The 17321-nt window shown below is 63.8% G+C and carries 16 protein-coding genes; 6 read left to right on the top strand and 10 right to left on the bottom strand.

Going from position 1 to position 17321, the window contains the following annotated elements:
• The first annotated feature begins 187 nt into the window (after window positions 1-187).
• Together HG800_RS24955 and HG800_RS24950 are read left to right on the top strand one after the other, a co-directional pair.
• Window positions 188-952 carry a DUF3592 domain-containing protein gene (locus HG800_RS24955; protein ID WP_169980724.1) on the top strand — a complete coding sequence of 255 codons (765 nt, stop codon included), beginning with the start codon at window positions 188-190 and terminating at the stop codon, window positions 950-952.
• Window positions 949-2118: a hypothetical protein gene (locus HG800_RS24950; protein ID WP_169980723.1), complete on the top strand. Its 1170-nt coding sequence runs from the start codon at window positions 949-951 to the stop codon at window positions 2116-2118. Before HG800_RS24955 ends, HG800_RS24950 begins: the two co-directional genes overlap by 4 nt.
• Window positions 2119-2258: 140 nt before the next feature.
• Here HG800_RS24950 and HG800_RS24945 read toward each other — a convergent pair whose 3' ends face one another.
• Window positions 2259-2996, bottom strand: coding sequence for a hypothetical protein (locus tag HG800_RS24945; protein ID WP_169980722.1), 738 nt, complete (start codon window positions 2994-2996; stop codon window positions 2259-2261).
• Window positions 2997-3102: 106 nt separating this feature from the next.
• Here HG800_RS24945 and HG800_RS24940 point away from each other — a divergent pair, with 106 nt between their 5' ends.
• Window positions 3103-3378, top strand: a complete 276-nt coding sequence (locus HG800_RS24940; protein WP_169980721.1) for a hypothetical protein — start codon at window positions 3103-3105, stop codon at window positions 3376-3378.
• A gap of 264 nt (window positions 3379-3642) precedes the next feature.
• Window positions 3643-4923, top strand: coding sequence for a multiheme c-type cytochrome (locus HG800_RS24935; RefSeq protein WP_169980720.1), 1281 nt, complete (start codon window positions 3643-3645; stop codon window positions 4921-4923).
• Window positions 4924-5333: 410 nt separating this feature from the next.
• Here HG800_RS24935 and HG800_RS24930 read toward each other — a convergent pair whose 3' ends face one another.
• The 7 genes from HG800_RS24930 to HG800_RS24900 all read right to left on the bottom strand — a co-directional run bounded on the left by HG800_RS24930 (window position 5334) and on the right by HG800_RS24900 (window position 12347).
• Window positions 5334-5930 carry a transposase gene (locus HG800_RS24930; RefSeq protein ID WP_169980718.1) on the bottom strand — a complete coding sequence of 199 codons (597 nt, stop codon included), beginning with the start codon at window positions 5928-5930 and terminating at the stop codon, window positions 5334-5336.
• A 225-nt stretch (window positions 5931-6155) separates the two neighbouring features.
• Window positions 6156-7196, bottom strand: a complete 1041-nt coding sequence (locus tag HG800_RS24925; RefSeq protein ID WP_169980717.1) for a DUF262 domain-containing protein — start codon at window positions 7194-7196, stop codon at window positions 6156-6158.
• The gene (locus tag HG800_RS24920; protein ID WP_169980716.1) at window positions 7193-7807 is read right to left on the bottom strand and encodes a hypothetical protein; all 615 of its coding nucleotides are present in this window, start codon (window positions 7805-7807) and stop codon (window positions 7193-7195) included. The genes HG800_RS24925 and HG800_RS24920 overlap by 4 nt, the downstream gene beginning before the upstream one ends.
• Window positions 7808-8198: 391 nt before the next feature.
• The gene (locus HG800_RS24915) at window positions 8199-9710 is read right to left on the bottom strand and encodes a Gfo/Idh/MocA family protein (protein WP_169980715.1); all 1512 of its coding nucleotides are present in this window, start codon (window positions 9708-9710) and stop codon (window positions 8199-8201) included.
• A gap of 388 nt (window positions 9711-10098) precedes the next feature.
• On the bottom strand, window positions 10099-10641 hold the full coding sequence (locus tag HG800_RS24910) for a hypothetical protein (RefSeq protein ID WP_169980714.1): 543 nt from the start codon (window positions 10639-10641) through the stop codon (window positions 10099-10101).
• A 13-nt stretch (window positions 10642-10654) separates the two neighbouring features.
• Window positions 10655-11176, bottom strand: coding sequence for a hypothetical protein (locus HG800_RS24905; RefSeq protein ID WP_169980713.1), 522 nt, complete (start codon window positions 11174-11176; stop codon window positions 10655-10657).
• Between the two features lie 16 nt (window positions 11177-11192).
• Window positions 11193-12347: a Gfo/Idh/MocA family protein gene (locus HG800_RS24900; RefSeq protein WP_169980712.1), complete on the bottom strand. Its 1155-nt coding sequence runs from the start codon at window positions 12345-12347 to the stop codon at window positions 11193-11195.
• A 410-nt stretch (window positions 12348-12757) separates the two neighbouring features.
• On the opposite strand from HG800_RS24900, the gene HG800_RS24895 reads away from it, so the two are divergent.
• Window positions 12758-13240: a (2Fe-2S)-binding protein gene (locus HG800_RS24895; RefSeq protein WP_169980711.1), complete on the top strand. Its 483-nt coding sequence runs from the start codon at window positions 12758-12760 to the stop codon at window positions 13238-13240.
• Entirely contained in the window at window positions 13237-15420 is a 2184-nt protein-coding gene (locus HG800_RS24890) for a xanthine dehydrogenase family protein molybdopterin-binding subunit (RefSeq protein WP_169980710.1), read from the top strand. Before HG800_RS24895 ends, HG800_RS24890 begins: the two co-directional genes overlap by 4 nt.
• An 8-nt stretch (window positions 15421-15428) precedes the next feature.
• Here the strand turns inward: HG800_RS24890 and HG800_RS24885 are convergent, their stop codons facing one another.
• A complete protein-coding gene (locus HG800_RS24885) occupies window positions 15429-15581 on the bottom strand; it encodes a hypothetical protein (protein ID WP_169980708.1) in 153 nt (50 codons plus the stop codon).
• 84 nt (window positions 15582-15665) lie between these two features.
• Window positions 15666-17015, bottom strand: a complete 1350-nt coding sequence (locus HG800_RS24880; RefSeq protein ID WP_169980707.1) for a deiodinase family protein — start codon at window positions 17013-17015, stop codon at window positions 15666-15668.
• Between the last annotated feature and the right edge of the window lie 306 nt (window positions 17016-17321).

Here is a 17321-nt window from a genome sequence, read left to right as displayed (position 1 = left end):
CAGTGAGTAAACCGTGATCCTGACTGCAAGCCTCCAGAAATCATCGCCCGATTCAAAAGATTGTGATCGATCCTCCGAAGAACCATTGTGATCGATCCTCCGAAGAACCAGGGTCCGGCGCGGGTGGGTGGCTCCGAGGAATGGACCAGGCCCGGCGGCCGGGAGTGTTCGAGAGGTCTACCCCTTCATGACCCGCGCTCGCCTGATCATTGGTGTTGTCTGTATGCTCGGTCTTTCGCTGGCAATAGTTGGTGGCGTTTCCACGATCGGGCAGTACCGCAAGCTGGCGACCTATCGCCCGGTCGAGGCGACCGTGGTCTCGAAATCGGTCGACGTCCATTCGCAGACCACGCGCAACGCCCGGACGGGGGGCGTCTCGCGGTCCTTTTCTTACCGGCCGATCGTCCGCTACCAGTACGAGGTGGAGGGGCGGTCGATGACCTCCGAGACGGTCTGCCCGCTCGACTGGCCGAGCTTCCGAGCCCGAGGCGCCCGGAAGCTGATCGACCGGTATGAAGTCGGCCAACCCGTCACGGCGTATGTTGACCCCGAGGATCCTTCAATCGCGTTCCTCGATCGCTCGCTTCATGGGCTGCCCCTGTGGATGATCTACGCGGGCTTGCTTCCGGTGATGATCCTCGTGCCGCCGGCCGGTTCGAGCGGGGTCCTCGGGGCGATCCGGTTATCGGCCCTGTTCAGTGTGGTCGGCGGGGTGGTCGGGATGCTACTGGGCCTGGGGATGGGGGTGATTGTCTCAGTCGGCGCTCAGCTGCTCGGGAAGACTCCCGGCGGCCCCGACTGGATCCCTCTGGGCGGCTTGCTCGGGACGATATTCCCGGGAATCCTCGGCGCGGTGCTGGGGGCCCTCGGGGCCGAGCAGACCAGCCCGTCCGGGAAACCCACTCCAATGGACGACCGTGTGGCTCAACTTCGAGACAGGATGCGATCATGATTCCGCGTCGCGAGCGATTGCCGCTGACCTTGCTGCTGACCCTGGTTCTGGGCACGACCGTTCCGGCCGACGAGCCGACCGTGTCCAACCCGCTCGACGACCCCAAGAGCTTTCCGATCGCCGTTTGGCTTCAGGCCCCCGCCAATGCCGAACGGTATCGAAGTATCGGCATCAACACGTATGTGGGGCTCTGGCGAGGGCCGACGGAGGAGCAACTTGACATCCTCGACGCCGCCGGAATGCGCTTGATCTGTGGCCAGAATGACCGTTCCCTTCGATTCAAGGACCGCGCGACGATCATCGGCTGGATGCACGGCGACGAGCCCGACAACGCCCAGCGACTGCCCGAAGGAGGCGGCTACGGCCCTCCGATCGCGACAAAAACGATTGTCGATCAGTACCGGGTGATCAAGCAGACCGACCCCGATCGCCCCGTCTTGCTGAACCTTGGCCAGGGGGTTGCCTGGGATGGCTGGCGAGGCCGAGGGGTCCGCACGAACCACCCCGAGGATTATCCGGACTACGTTGAAGGGTGCGACATCGCCTCCTTCGACATCTATCCCGCCTGCCACGACCACCCGGACGTTGCCGGCAACCTTTGGTATGTTCCGCTCGGCGTCGAGCGGCTCCGCCAATGGACCGAGGATCGCAAGCCGGTCTGGTGCTGCATCGAGACGACCCGGATCAACAACTCGGATTACTCCCCCTCGCCGAGTGACACGCGGGTTGAGGTCTGGATGGCCCTGATCCAAGGCGCTCGGGGGATCATCTATTTCTGTCACCAGTTCCAGCCAAACTTCATCGAGGCCGGGCTCCTTGCCGACGACGCCATGAGCCGGGAGGTTGCCGCCCTGAACCGTCAGATCCAGGAGCTTGCCCCGGTGCTTCACGCTCCCGATCGACCCGACCTCGCCCGCGTCTCCTCCTCGAACGAGGACGTGCCGATTGCCGTCGCCGTCAGGCAATACGACGGGGCCACGTATCTCTTTGCCGTCTCGATGCGCGACGGAGAGACGACCGCCACTTTCACCCTTCCTGACTCCGGCGATGTCCGGGTCGAGGTCCTTGGCGAGGATCGCGCGATCGACGCCGCCGAGGGGACCTGGCAGGACCGCTTCGAAGGGTATCAGGTCCATCTGTACCGAATCTTGAACAATGATGAATAGATGTCCTTGGCCGTGCCCCTGGAGCGCGACCGGTTCCGAGGCGTGCGTGACTCCTGGCCGTAACCACGTCCGGGACAAGGTGCGGATGATTTCGCGCTTGTTGGTTCCGCCGACAAAGAACCCGGGGCATTGTGTGGGGGTCAACCCGATCGAACCTGGGTGGAAACCGACGCGCCCCTTGCCACCTGGCTGCGACGGTGGATCAGGCCGTATCCTCCCAGAATCAGGAGACTGCCCAGGGCAAGGATCAGGCTGGAAGGCTCGGGGATCGGAACCAGGTCCGGATCGGGCCAGGGGTCCGAGCCGATCAACTCCTCGGAATCGTTTGGGTCGGTCGGATCAATGGGGTCGATTGGGTCGATCGGCAGCGTCGGGTCCAGTGGATTGATGGGGTCGGTGGGCGTGAGAAGATCGTTGAGCGGCGGAGCCGGGCCGGGGGGCGTGACGAGCTCGGGGGGAGTGATCGGGGGGACCGGGTCGACGGGCGGGATCGGGCCGGGGATCGGGATCGGATCGAGCGACGAGCCCGGGAATGAGGGAGAGGGGTCCCCCTGGCCGCCGGGATTGCTGCCGTCGATCAAGTACGCGAGCACCGGGTGATAGGCATCGAACCGGCGCGGGTTCAGATCGCGACGGGCCTGGAGCCCGTCCCGACCGAGGGAGATCGCGTATCCGAGCCGATGATGGTAATGATCGAAACGTGCGGGATTGAGGTTACGCCGATCGACCAGATCGTTGAATGTATACGTCGAACCCTGATAACGGATGGCGTTCATGCCATTCTTGGAGGTGCGGAAGGTCGTGATCACGCCCGCCTCCGCTGCTGGGGGAATCGCAATCCCCAGAGTCAGACCTGCGGCCAGGAGAAGGGAGCGCATGGAAACCTCCCGGCGGTCGTGGCCGACGTGTTGACGGGATCATCTCCCCGTCCACCCTCGCGCCGACCGCTCCGCCCACGCACTGATCGCGCTCGACCGGGGGGGAGTGACCCCGTTCTTGGTCGAGGAAGCGGAACTCCTGCTGGCCCGACATCATCGCTCTGATGCCCGCCGATTCCGCTCACATCAGCGGCCCCACTCCCCGAACCTTCGCGGAGCGGTGGTGCCACCTGGTTTACGCGCGGTCCACTCCCTCCGTGAGTGGATGTTTCTTGAAATCGCCATTCCCCGCGTCTTCGTTTCCCGAACGCCACAACTCTCTCAGGCCGTGCCGACGGGGGCGACCTCCTCGGCCCGATCGATCTGGGCTCAGGGGCGATGAGGCTCAAGAGCACTCCGAGTCGCAAACGTCAAGCAATGCGACATCATCGAGGCTGACCTCCAGACTCAACAACTCCGCTGCCGTCGTTGGCTCGGCCTCCTTCGTCGGTTCACCCCGGCGACTCAGTGGTGATTAACTCAATAGTGTGTATATGAAATCTTTGAGACAATTTCGACGTCCAGACGATAACCTTGATCCCTCGGCCTTCAGGCCGTTACAGTAGAATCTTCGGGGTTGGAGAAGGCCGGGGGGAGGCGGCGGGGCTTGATCGGTCCCTCGACCGGCCCGGGAGCGTTTCGTGAGCGTTGGCTCGATGATCCGCCGAGGTCCCAGGGGGTGGTTCCGGTGCAGTCCAGAGCGATCAATCCGGTCATCTCGGTTTCGAGCCTGCTGGTCGGGGTGATGGCCCTGTTCATTGTGCTGGGGTGCGACCCGAATGACCGAGGGCGTCGGGGATTGTCCGGCCCCGAGGTCGCCCGTCGGACGACCCTCGCCACCGAGCCCGAGCCCGAGCCCGCCTGGACCTATGTTGGTGACGAGTCGTGCCGGGACTGCCACCCGGCCGAGCACATCCGCTACCTCGGCTCCGGCCACTCGAAGACGCTCCAACCGGCCGCCGAGCATCCGGTGGCCCGCCTCCTCGACGGCCAAACCGTGCCCGACCCGGAGCACCCCGACGTCTCGTGGCGCTACGAACTGGCCGACGGCTCGTTCCTCGTCGAGCGGATTGTGGGGAACGACAGAGAATCCCTCCCGATCGACTTCGCCGTGGGGTCGGGGCATCACTCAACAACCTTCCTCACGTTGATCGGCCGCGTCTCGGGCCCACCGGGCTCGCTGGAGCACCGGATGACGTATTTCGCCGGGGACGGCGAGACGATGCGAGTCACCCCGGGCCAGGAGGCCGACGCCAGGCTTGGCCGATCCGGCCCGATGGGCCACGAGTCTCGGCCGCCCGCGACACTCCGGTGCCTCGCCTGCCACTCGACGAGGTTAGCCACACGGCCGGGCGAGTTCGACCGGGAGGACCTGATTCTCAACGTCTCCTGCGAGCGCTGCCACGGGCCCGCCTCAGGCCACGTCGAGGCTGCCCACCGCGGCGACCTCGACCTGTCGATGCCGCTGGGCTTCGGCTCCCTCGCCTCCGACACGGTGGCTTCGTGCGGCGAGTGCCATCGGATGCCGGAGGACCTGGCCCCCCGCGAACTCTCTCCCCAGAATCCGCAACTGGCCCGCTTCCAGCCCGTCGGCCTCCTGCAATCGGCCTGCTACACCGAGAGCCCGGGGGCTCTGAGCTGCGTGACCTGCCACGACCCGCACGCTCGGGTCGAGACGGACCCACTTCACTACCAGTCCCTCTGCCTGAGCTGTCACACCCCCTCTGACGCCCCCCCCACCCCGCCGACCGTCAACCTTGGCTGCATCGACTGCCACATGCCCGGCACCGACGCCGGCCAGGGCATCCTCTTCTCCGACCACTGGATCCGTGTCCGCCCCGACGTGCGCCCCGACGACCCCTGCACCCGCCCCCTCTCCTCCGACTGACGCTCGGCCCTTTGACTCGTGGCGCAAGTGACTCCATCCGTGCCACGTGCCGGCAGGTGTTATCTGGGAACTCGCGGCCCTGGGTTGACGCAAAGTGCCCTGGCACACATTGATCGATCGGGCCAGGGCGTGGAGACGTTTGCCGGTGATTTAAAGGTGTTGGTTCGGGACGAGCGGAGGGGACGCGGCTGAACGTACCACTGCCACCCGCCATGACCGACTCGACTCAGGCCGCACCGACGGGGGCGACCTCCTCGGGGGCGACGGGTTCGAGGTGCAAGGCGTCGAGGACCTGATTGAGGCCGTCGACGGTGACGAGCGACGGCGAGGGCAATTCAATACCGATGGGCCGACCGTTCTCAGTCGTCCAGTGTCGAACGACAGATCAAGGTTCCGCGATGTGAGGAGGCTTACTGGCCTCGTGTTTCGGGACCGGTGAAGACTTCGTAGGAGAGGTTGTGAAGGGTGGGCAGATCGGGATCGGGGGGGAGCTCGGGACGGTCGAATCGCCAGGCGCTGGACCATCGGTAGGCGTCGGCCCGGGAGCAGAGGCGTCGTCGGACGGGGTTGAGGTGGATGTGCTCGATGGCGGCCATGACGGCGGCCTCTGAGTTCAGGTTGCGGTCGAATCCCGGCCCTTCCTGCCAGAATCGGAAGCAAGAGCGCCCGGGTCGCTCGCGGACGATCAGGCGATCGAGCAGGCGGCTGCCGGAGGTGATCAGGTCGCGCTTGATCTGTCCAGAGAAGGGACGCTTGATCGCCTTCAGGAGCCGATCGATCCGGGGCTCTTGCGAGAGCGGAAGGACGAGCAAGTGGACATGCCCGGGCATGAACACGAAGGCGATCAGATGGAATTCATGGCGTTCTACGGCGCTGTCGATCGCCCGAGCGAGCAGGGTTCGCCATCGGTCGTTGGTCAGGAGCGGGAGCCTCCGGTAGCACGAGAAGGTCAATTCGTGCAGGTCGCCCGGCTCGTGACCGTGCTTGACGCGTTTGGGTGCTCCCACGCCCGTTCGCCCTTCGTTTTTTTGGTGGCACTGGTGCCCTCACCAGTGCAAGCCGATCGGAGATGGTTCCAGACGTTGCGTGACCCCAGGCTACGGTTGTGTGTGACGAGGTGGGACGTGGCGTGAGGCGTGGTTCCGCCGGCGAAGACACTGGGGTGAGTTGTTTGGATCAATCATATCGAACACTGGTGAAGTCACCAGTGCCACCCGCCCGTTCTTCGTGTGTCATATAAGTTTTTCCGCCTCAATTTCATTAAGAATGTTTTCGTATGTTCGACCTTGAAGTAGTCCGCCTATGATGAAGCCTCGCCTTAGACGATTAACACGGTCGTTCGTTGCTTGGAGGGAGGCCTTGTAATAGATAGCGGGAATATTGCTTGAGCCAACATCATTAGTCTCGTCTATTTGCTCATAAAAATCGGTCAATTTCTCAAGTAATTGCAACGGTTGGGGAAGCTGGATTCCAGACTGGCGAAGCTTATCGAGCTCTACAAGCACGGTGAATAGGTCTGCCTTCTTCCATATTCGACTTTTTGCTTCAAAGCCACATTCCGACACCAGGTCAAAACAAAATCGAAGTCGTTGCTCGATTTCCTGTTCTCGGGGAAATTCATCATTGAAGCGATCTAATAGTTCGCCGAAGTCGTCATCTCGATTGAAATAACCCTGCAAAAACGTAATTATTAGAGTTAACGTGTAACGAAGATCGCCCATGCGCTTGAAATCGCGAGCATCAAATACGCGATTACGAATAAAAAAGTCGTCTTCTGCGATCCGCTCAGCGAATTTTTTCAACTCTCCCGCGTAAACGGCGTTGTTGACTTCAATGTCCAAAAGAGAATATTTGGTTGCATTTATTCGTTTGAATGTATCGATAATCTGCCTTCTGTTTGCACTTCCAAGATCTCTCACAGCGACATCGTACTGAAGGAATTCCTTTTTTTGGTCTTCCTCCAATTCTCTGTAGGGGGGAATCGTAAGTAATCGGAGATTTGGAGATCCTTCAAAGTATTCGAGAATTGTGCTAACCCTCTGCAATCCATCTACTAAGAGTTGGGTGCCTTCGCCGGAATCAAGATCTACATCCCCGTCTGCCAAATATATTTCTGGGAAAGGATACCCACGAAGTATTGTGTCTAAAAAGTGGTCTTTATCTTTGTGCGTCCACACCAATCTCCTCTGAAATTCGGGCTTGGGAATAAGTTTCCCCGTTTTAACCATGCTGATAATTTCTCGAATCTTTTTGTTAGACGCAGAGGTCTTCATGAATTCTCTCTTTCAAAGTTGATGCACTCCTTAACGGCACGCCGAAGATACCTTTTCAAATCTGACAACGAATGAAAAAGCCCTCCACGAACCTTGCGTCGACCAAATCGCAAATCGGCAGAGAAATAGCGAAAACAGTCCCACCAATCATCGCAACGTCTGAGCCTACTGCCACGCGGAAAATGGTCTGGCCTCAACCAGCCGTACACCATATAGTCCCCAAGTCGTTTTGAATCCCATGGCATCCATGCGTAACCGTGTGCAAAAATTGAAAGGTCATCCCAAATCATTCGGAATATTTCCGGGCTTACTACAGCTATGTCGATGTCTGAATCAGGGCCGAACGAACGATACCTAGAAAGAACCTCGTGTATACCATTTCGATCTTTTCTCGTTTTCTCTACAAGAGAAAACCCAAGTTTAGCAGAACCTGTAATCCACACTTGAACTGACGGCGCGGGAACTGCAAATGCCGAAGACAACTGTTCGATTATGTAATGCTTGTTTTCTTTCGATACGTGTGTCGACTCTTCTGTAAGCAGTATCTCGTCCACAATGTCTTCTGGGGAATCTTGTCTGCAGCGTTCCCTAAATTCGTTGACTGAAATCATTGCGAAATTTCCTCATTAGGTCAGCCAGAAGTGAAAGAACACCATAAATTTCAATACTTAACACATGTGATCTGATTGTTATTATGGTTGTGCGGGCGAGTGGCACTGGTGACTTCACCAGTGCAAAGCTATCGCAGGCAATTCCAGGCCTGGTTCGGCCTTGAGGCGGAGCAAGTGGTCCTCGCAGAGGTGATCGATCGGGCCAGGCGTGGTGACGTCGGCCGGTGATTCGAAGGTGGTGGTTCGGGACGAGCGGAGGGGACACTGGTGAAGGCACCAGTGCCACCCAAATTTCTTGGCGAGAGGGGGAATGCAGGGGGCGTTGGGGAGGCGGGGGTCAAGAGGATGACCCCAGCCTCCCGGAAGAGAGTGCCCGTGGAACCCGAGGGGCTCAGGAGCGCTTGGCGGGGTCCTGGCCGTTGACCCAGTCGCCTTCGAGCTTCTGGTAGTCGGGGGGGTAGAGGAGGGAGCCTTCGTCTCCGGCTTCCCAGCCGGCGACGTGATTGGGCTTGCCGCGCTGGTGGGAGACCTTTTCCCACTTCTTGGCCCAGGATTCGTCGGCTTCGGAGACCTGGCCGGAGTCCTTGTCGAAGAAGTAGGCCTTGCCGTTGCGGTAGCTGTCGACGCCGAGGTTGACGGTGGCGATGGCGGCGTAGCCGAGGTCGGCGGGGCAGAGGGTGTCCTGGTTGCGCGAGCGGACGCACTCGAAGAAGTGGCGCCAGAGGGCGCGGGTGTCGGCGTCGCCGCGGGCGTCGAAGCCGGCGTCAACAACTTCGACACCGCCTTCGCCGGCGGCCTCGCGGGTCGGCGGGGCCGGGGCGCCGCGGAGGACCTGCGGGGTGATCTCGAAGCCGTTGTAGGTGAACTTGATGGTGCCGGTGTGGCCGCGGATCACCTCGTCGATCGGCGTGTCGTTGACCATGGTGGCGGTGATGATGACCTGGGCGCCTTCGTCGTAGTCGGCCACGACGGTGGCGACATCGGGCACGTCTCGGCCGTCATATTCGAGGTACAGGCCGCCGCCGCCGACGACCCGGCGGGGGAACTTCAGGCCCAGCGCAATCAACATGTGCGTGAGCTGGTGGACGAACAGGTCGGTGTACATGCCGCCGCCGAAGTCCCAGTAGCAGCGCCACTGAGCGTATCGGGCGCGGTTGAAGGGCTGGTCCTTGGCGAGGCCGAACTCGGTGCCGAGGAACATCTTCCAGTCGACCGTGTTCGGGTTCATGTCCTCGGTCAGGGGGTAGTATCGCCACTGGCCCATCGCGCTGTTGCGGTAGTACTGGGTCTGGGCCTGGACGATCTTGCCGATCTGGCCGCCGGTGATGCGGTCGTGGGCCATCTTCCACTGCGGGTGGGCGGTGGACTGGACGCCGACGGTGAAGACCTGGCCGGTCTTCTTGACGGTTTCGGCCACACGACGGGCTTCGTCGATCGTGTGGGTCATCGGCTTTTCGCAGTAGACGTCCTTGCCGGCCTCCATGAAGTCGATGCACTGCTTGGCGTGCCAGTGGTCGGGGGTGGCGACGAGGACGACGTCGATGTCGTCGCGGTCGAGCAGCGTGCGGTAGTCCTTGGTGACGTTCTTCTTGTCGTCGACGTTCAGGCCGCACTTCTCGGCCGAGGGATACAGGCCGCGGCCGACGTCCTTGTTGCCGTCCCAGACGTCGCAGACGGCGGCGATCTTGACGTTCGCCTCGTCGCCGAGCTCCTGGAGGTGGCGGATGTGGCCCTGGGCCCGACCGCCGGGGCCGATGATGGCGACGTTCAGGCGCTCGTTGGCCCCCTTGACTTCACCGATCGCCGGGTGCGGGAAGGCTCCCACGGCCGTGGCGGCGCCGGCGGCCAGGCCGGAGGTCTGAAGGAAGCCGCGGCGGTTTACCGTCGTTTTCTTGTCGGTCATCGAAGAATCACTCCGGACGTGGCGGATTGGTTCAGGTGGATCGGTCGCTCGACTTCGGCACGATCGGCCGCGGCGCGGCCCAGGGAGCCCGTCGAACGAACGAGACTTCCAACGGATCATGTTACCCGATCGGCAGAGGGAGGGGCGAGGGGGAGGGGCAAGAGACGGGAGGGAATTTCAGCCACGGATGAAACACGGATGGGGGGAAGGAAGAAAGGGGTTGGCAACCGGGTTGGGATCGGCTGGTCGGGGGTCGGGCTTCAGAGAAAGAGGGTGTCGAGGGCCGAAAGACGGGGAAAATGGTTGAGGGGACGGGGACCTCTCGCGGAGACGCAAACGACGCAGGCGGAATCGATCGAGCGGGGGAAAGGGCCGGCAGGGGCGAGGGTCAGGGAGAAGTCAGCGGGAGGGGATCGATGCGGCTGATGCAAAGCTGGCCGGCCTCGGTGACGAGGGTGAGGCGGACGATCGGCCGGGGATCGGGACCGGCCGAGTCGGCGGGGGGGCGGGGGCCGAAGGCGAGGTCGTACTCGGAGACGAGGCGGCGCCGGACGTCGTCGAGGCGGGTGACGCCGAAGACGACCTCTCGGGGAGACTGGTCGAGGGGAAGCGGGGCGATCGCGTCCGCGAACCGATCGAATGGGACCGCCCGCCGGTAGCTCATGGCGGTCAACTCGTAGGCGTCGTCGAGCCGATCCGACGCGATCGCCTCGGCGAATCGGTTCACGAGGGGGACGATCCGGTTGACATCGAGATGCCGGTCCATGTCGCGCCGGTTCAGGGCGATCCAGGCCCGGCGTTCGAGGCCCCGGAATCCCTCCCGGAGCATCGGCCGGGCCATCGCCAGGGCGATCGCGAGCACGGCCAGCAGGGCGAGGATTGCCCGGAGCGAGAACCGGTTCGTCTGGGAATCGCGTCGGGGTCGGCTCATCGGGGGCCAGCCTTCAGCAAAAGACGGTGTCGATGACCGAAAGGCGGGGGAAATGCTCGCGGAAGAACGGGGAGAAGAACAGGCCGGGGGGCAATTCGAGGGTCGGAAGCGTCAGCAGGGCCGTGCCTGTTTCTTCATGCGTGTATTGCTGATGACACCATGAGACGAACGGGTGGGGAGTGTTCGGGGGCGAGACGGCATCGCATTGAAGTTGCTCGTCATCCGGGGGCGGGCACTGGGCGATCGCCAGGACGTCGTCGGGAGTCCACCAGACACGCACCGGCAATTTGTTCGCCTGCTCGATAATCAGGGTGCCGGAGCCGTCGTTCAGGGCCGGGGTCAGGTCGTCCCAGGAGAGGAGGCGGCCTTGCGCGTTCATCTTGCGGCGAAAGCGCCGCTCAATCATCGCATTGAGGCCCATCAGCACATAAGCGAGGGGAATGGAAAGCAGGACCGCCAGGGGCAAGAGGAGGAGGACGATTGACGCCAACGGCCAGAGATACCAGGGCCACGACGGATGATCGTTGTGTGCCATCGGCGAGGCCCCGAGGTCAGGCGGTCGATGGGGCCTCGATTTCATCAAGCGAGACGACCCGGCGCTCGTCGACCGCCCGCCGAACCAGAAGGCCGGTCAGGGTGGCGAGGCGGGCATCGTGCAAGGTGACGGGGGGCGCGATCGGCTCGGGGGAGCGGATGGCGACGAGGAAGGCGGAGAGGGCGAAGCGGGTGTCGGGGAGGTTGCCGGGGTGGATCGAGCGACGGGGGAGGGAGCGATCGCGGAAGGTGGCGGTGCCGGTGCCGAAGTCGAAGCCGCCGGCGGTGCCGACGATGCGCTGCGCGATGCCGGTGAAGGCGTCGTCGGCCGGATCGACCCAGCTATGGACGAACGAGGCGTGGAAGCCGTTCGGCCATTCGAGGGTGACGGAATAGTGGTCGGTCACGTCGCGATCGGGCTGGAGATCGGCGAAGACGTCGCGGCGGCCGAAGCCGCAGGCGCGGGCCGGGGGGCCGTCGGCGACCCAGTGGAGCCAGTCCCAGATGTGCACCCCCTGCTCGATCATCCAGTCGCCGGAGCGCTCACGGTGCGAGAGCCAGTTGTCGTGGCCGTCGACCGGGCCGTTGCTGCTGGTCCAGGAGCTTCGGGCTTCAAGAGGGGTGCCGAGGTCGCCGGAGCGGATCAGGTCCACCCCTTCGCGGAATCTCGGGTTCGAGCGGCGCTGGAAGCCGACGTGGACGACCTGGTCGGGCCGGGAGGCCGACGCGGCGATGAGGGCGTCGCACTCCGTCAGATCAAGGCCCAGCGGCTTCTCCGCGTACAGGTGCTTGCCGGCGTCGAGGGCGGCGACGTTCAAACGCGCGTGCTGGTCGTTGGGCACGGCGATGAGGACGGCGTCGAGGTCGTCTCGGGCGAGGAGTTCGAGCGGATCGGCGTAGGCGTCGGGCCGACGGTTGCGGGCTTTTTCGGCGATCCCCTGGGCGCGGCGACGGTGGCGTTCCTCGACGTCGGCCAGGGCGATGATTTCAGCTTCGGGCAGGTCGAGGGCCGAGCGGAGGAGGTTCGTACCCCGATTGCCCAGGCCGATCAGGCCAAGACGGACGGGGGGCAAGGGCATCGCTCCCTCGACGTCCTTCCCTTGCGAGATCGCCCAGCCGGCGGCGGCCGAGCAACCGAGGAAGTGACGGCGATTCAGTCGGATCGGGGGCATCTCTGAGATCCTCCTCTTCGACTTCGTGGTGAGCGATGCCGGGCGACCGTCCCGCACGGTCCCCCAGGGCAGGCTGAAGCTCGCCCTGATGCAACTGTCCTTTCAGTTTACCATCCGTTCACCTGCTGGGGCAACGGCCGGTCCGAATCGAGCAGGAAGGATTGCGAAGTTGCTCCGGTCGGGTGGCGTCGAGTCCTCGAAGACGCACCCATCCGCCTGCCAAGCTCGGCGGTGCGTCTTCGAGGACTCGACGGCACCCGACGAAAACGGGCAACGGATCAGAAGGTTGCTCGACCGGAATGTCTTCGGGGCGTTACGATCGGAAAGTCGTCCCCTCGGCCGGTTCTGAGCAGTCGCTTGCCCGGTCGGTTCCATCGGATTGCCAGCCGCAAACCGTTGAGGAGGCCCCGATGCCCCCCACCTTGGAACTTCGCATCAATGGCCAGCTGCGCAGCGTCGCGGCCGAGCCGGATCGCCCGTTGCTCGGCGTGCTGCGGGACGAGCTGGGCCTGACCGGCAGCAAGTACGGTTGCGGCGAAGGGCAATGCGGCGCGTGCTCGGTGATCATTGACGGCATGGCGGCACGGTCGTGCGTGGTTCGGCTGCGGGCGGTGGCCGATCGGGAGATCACGACCATCGAGGGACTCGAAGCCGACGACGGCACGCTGCATCCGGTCCAGCAGGCGTTCCTCGATTGCGATGCCCTACAATGTGGCTACTGCACGTCGGGGATGATCATGGCCGCAACGGTCTTGCTGCAGGACGACCCGAACCCGACCCCGGAGGCGATTGCCAAGGCGCTTGACCGCAACCTTTGCCGGTGCGGGACGTATCCGCAAATCGTCGCCGCAATCCGTCAAGCCGCCGATCGGATGAACGGAGGTGACCAATGAACAGGAACACCGATCATCCGACGTTTGGCGAGTTGGAATTCGAACTGGAGCCGGAACGTTACGAGCTGCTGTCGGGGCTGGCGTCGATTGAGCTGGATCGGCGCGATTTTCTCCGGTCGCTCGGCGGCGGTCTGGTGGTGCTCTGCTTGCTGGGCCGGGCCGAGGCGCAAGAGGCACGCCGAGGTCGAGGGCAGAGCGGCGGCGGATCGGGAGCCGAGCCGAGAGAGATCGGCGCCTGGCTCCAGATCGGCGAGGATGGCGGCATCACCGCCTTCACGGGCAAGGTCGAGGTGGGCCAGAACGCTCGGACGTCGCTGTCGCAGGCCGTTGCCGATGAGCTGCGCGTGCCGGTCGATGCGGTGGCGATGGTCATGGGAGACACCGACCGCGTGCCGTATGATCGCGGGACCTTCGGCAGCCGGACGACGCCGACAATGGCCCCGCAACTACGCCGGGCCGCCTCGGCGGCGCGGTCGATTCTCGTCGGCCTGGCCGCCGAACAGTGGGGGGTGGATCGCTCGGAGATCGAACTGGCCGAGGGGGCGCTGACGCATCCGCCGTCGGGCCGGTCGATCGGTTTTGGTGAGTTGACGCACGGGCGGCGGCTCGTCGAGGCGATCGAAGAGGACGACACGCCGAGGCCCCGCGATCGCTGGGAGGTCGCCGGGCAAGACGCCCCGAAAGCCAACGGCCGAGACTTCGTCACCGGACGGCATCAGTATGCGTCGGACATCGACCGGCCGGGAATGCTCCGCGGTAAAGTCCTCCGACCGCCGGCCTTTGGCGCCGCGTTGAAGCCGGGCGTCGACGCCTCGAATGCCGAAGCGGTCGACGGCGTGATGGTCGTCCGTGATGGGGATTTCATTGGCGTCGTCGCTCCCGACGAACCGATGGCCGAGCGAGCCCTGGAGGCCATCAGGGCCGAGTGGACGATGCCGGAGGGGGATCTCCCGACCCATCAAACGCTTTACGATCATTTCAAGCGTACGGCCGAAGACAGGCGCGGGAGGGACGATTCCGGCCCGCTCGCCCAGGCGCTCAGCAAGGCCGACGCGGTGATCGAAGCAAGCTACACGATCGCTCCCATCGCCCACGCCCCGCTGGAGCCCCGAGCCGCGGTGGCCGAGTGGGACGGCGACCGCCTGACCGTCTGGACCGGCACGCAGCGGCCGTTCGGGGTACGTGAGGAACTGATGGCCGCCTTCGGCCTGGCCGAAGATCAGGTCCGCGTGATCGTGCCCGACACCGGCAGCGGCTACGGCGGCAAGCACACCGGAGACGCCGCGGTCGAGGCCGCTCGCCTGGCCCGAGCGGTTGGCAGGCCGGTCAAGCTCGTCTGGACCCGATCCGAGGAATTCACCTGGGCCTACTTCCGCCCGGCCGGATTGATCGAGGCGCGAGCCGGGGCTGCAAAGGACGGCACCCTCTCCGCCTGGGAATTCACGAATTACAACTCGGGAGGCTCGGGGATCGAGCCGCCTTATGCGATTGCCGAGCGTGACATCGCCTTCATTCGGGCCGATTCACCACTGCGGCAAGGGTCGTATCGGGCGCTCGCGGCGACGGCGAACCACTTCGCCCGCGAGTCGATCATCGACGAGCTGGCCCACGCCCTCGGCATGGACCCACTGGACTTCCGCCGGAAGAACCTGAATCAGGATCGGGTCCGGGCCGTGCTCGACGCCGCCGCCGAGCGCTTCGGCTGGGAAGGGGCGAACGTCGAGCCTGGCCACGGCATCGGCCTGGCCTGCGGGATGGAGAAAGGAGGGCATGTCGCCTCGTGCGCCGAGGTGGCCGTCGACGATTCGGGCCGGGTCGAGATCGTCCGAACCGTGACCGCGTTTGAGTGCGGCGCGATTGTCAACCCGCTGCACCTGACCAACCAGGTCAGCGGGTCGGTGGTCCAGGGGATTGGCGGCGCCCTGTTCGAGGCGATTACGTTTGAAAACGGCCGAATTCTCAACGACCGCTTCTCCCGCTACCGAGTCCCCCGCCTCAGCGACGTCTTCGATCGCGTCGAGGTCGTCCTCGTCGATCGGTCCGACCTTCCCTCCGCCGGTGGTGGCGAGACGCCGATCGTGGCCATCGCCCCGGCCTTCGGCAACGCGATCTTCGCCGCGACCGGCCGGCGGATTCGAGCACTCCCGCTTGCCCCCGGAGGCCGATTGCCGGAAGTGTAGGCGAAGAATCAGAGGTTGATGTTTGGTGGGGCGAAGTCCTGCCCTTCGGCATGCGACGACCAGGCGAAAACCGTTCTCAAGCGGTTTCCGTGGGTGGTCTGGAGAACGTTCGCGTTGTCCGGGCGGCGCAGCGGCACGAGCCAGGGGCACACCCGTCGCATCGTGATTCCAGCCCGGTTTCCCCGGAAGACCTTGTCTCCCGGCCACGCGTCCGAGCGATCGGACGGCGTGATGGGCCGTTTGCCTTAGCGCGTCTCCTCGTCGGTGGCCTCGTCGTCGACCTGGGGAGACGACTGGGCCTCGTCCATCAACAGCAAGGCCAGGGCCTGCTCCAGCTCCGCCGGCTTGAATCCGAACGGGCCCCGGCCGCTCTTGAAGACAACCTCGCCCGTGCGGTCGATCAGGTAGAGCCGAGCGGGCATGCCGCTGTAAAGGGTCCCTACCGGGTCCTCGATCGAGTCGACGACCATCGGTACTGCCAGGTCGAGCGTCCGTCGGCAGAGGCGGGCCACCTCCACCCGGCCGGCGTCGTCGGTCGGCTGGGGAAGGGTGTATCCCTGCCGGAAATTGTCGAACATATGCCAACCATCTGTCGGGTGCGCCTCCCGGACATAAACGAGCAGGAAGCCGGCCCGATCCCGGTAGCGGCGGAAGATCTTCTCGATGTTCCCGGCCTGGCTCCGGAACGGGCCGCACGTAAAGTTACCGAAGATCAGCACGATCGGCCGGTCCAGGCGTTCCCGGTACGACGAGAGTGTCACGTCGCGGTCCCCGTCAACCGAACCCAGTGTGAAGTCGGGTGCGCGATCCCCGACGGCGGGGCCGGGCCAGAGCGACCCGATCTCCTGGGTGAACAGGCCGCGCACCAGGGTTGACTTGCTCGGCCCCTCCGGCGAGGGCGGAGGTCCTTCCCCCTTGATGCCCGGCTCCATCATCAACCGGCTAAACGTGCCCTGATCGAAAACACCCTTCAATTCGTCTCGCGACAGGAAGCCGAGGTCCCCTCGATCGAGCCGCTCGAACAGCGCGAGGAACTCTGCCCGCCCAACCTTGCCGTTGCCGTCGGTATCGGCCAGGTAGAACAGGGCCGTGCCCGGCCCGCCGGCCAGCGCGTGCTCCGACCAATCGAAATCATCCCGGGTAATCAGCCCGTCTCCGGTCCGGTCCACCGAAACGAAGTCCTCGGCCGTCCCGGGCCACTCCTGCCGAGCAACGAATCCATCCCCGTCGCGATCAAGACGATTGCGGACGTCCTCCCAGGAATAGCGAGAGCCTCCCGTGGGGCGTCGGAACCACCCGTCGGTGGCATTGAGCTGACTTCCGCGGAGGATGTCGGTCAGCATCAACAACCATTCGGGGTGATCCTCGGCCGGTGTCTCCTCCATCCGCTTTATGAGCCAGTTGCCCAGCCTCCCCGCCAGTTCGGAATCCCAGAAGGCCCTGGCCTCCGGAGCCATCTCTGCACGAGGCGCGCCATTGCCGCTTGCCTCTTGAGCATCGACCCGACTGCCGAGCGTGAGCACGAGCGATCCCACCGCAAGGGGCGCGAGCCACCGAGTCCTTGAACGGATTCCGATCGGAAAACGCTGGTTCATCGATCTGCCTCTCTCGCTAGCCTCAGGGGCCATCCGCTACCCAATCCGTCCCAGACCATTCAACACTTTACCCATCATTCATTCCTCCTCGATAGGGGCCCTTGTTACCAGCAGGAAAACCGGGGCATCCCGCAAGTGGCAGCGCAAGAGCACGTCTGTGAACGATGGATTTTTGACAAAACGTCTCAAGTTCTCCTAGAAAAACAAGCGGAAACGTACGGGACACATCGAAAAAGGGGGACACACATATCGGACCCCTATTTCCCCTCGTCGGGCCCTTGCCGACGTAGAGGTTGGCGTCTCCGC

Origin of the sequence: Tautonia rosea, assembly GCF_012958305.1 — a bacterium.
Classification (GTDB): Bacteria; Planctomycetota; Planctomycetia; order Isosphaerales; family Isosphaeraceae; genus Tautonia; species Tautonia rosea.
Note: the sequence above shows the minus strand (reverse complement) of the source record. Positions and strands in the feature narration are given on the sequence as shown.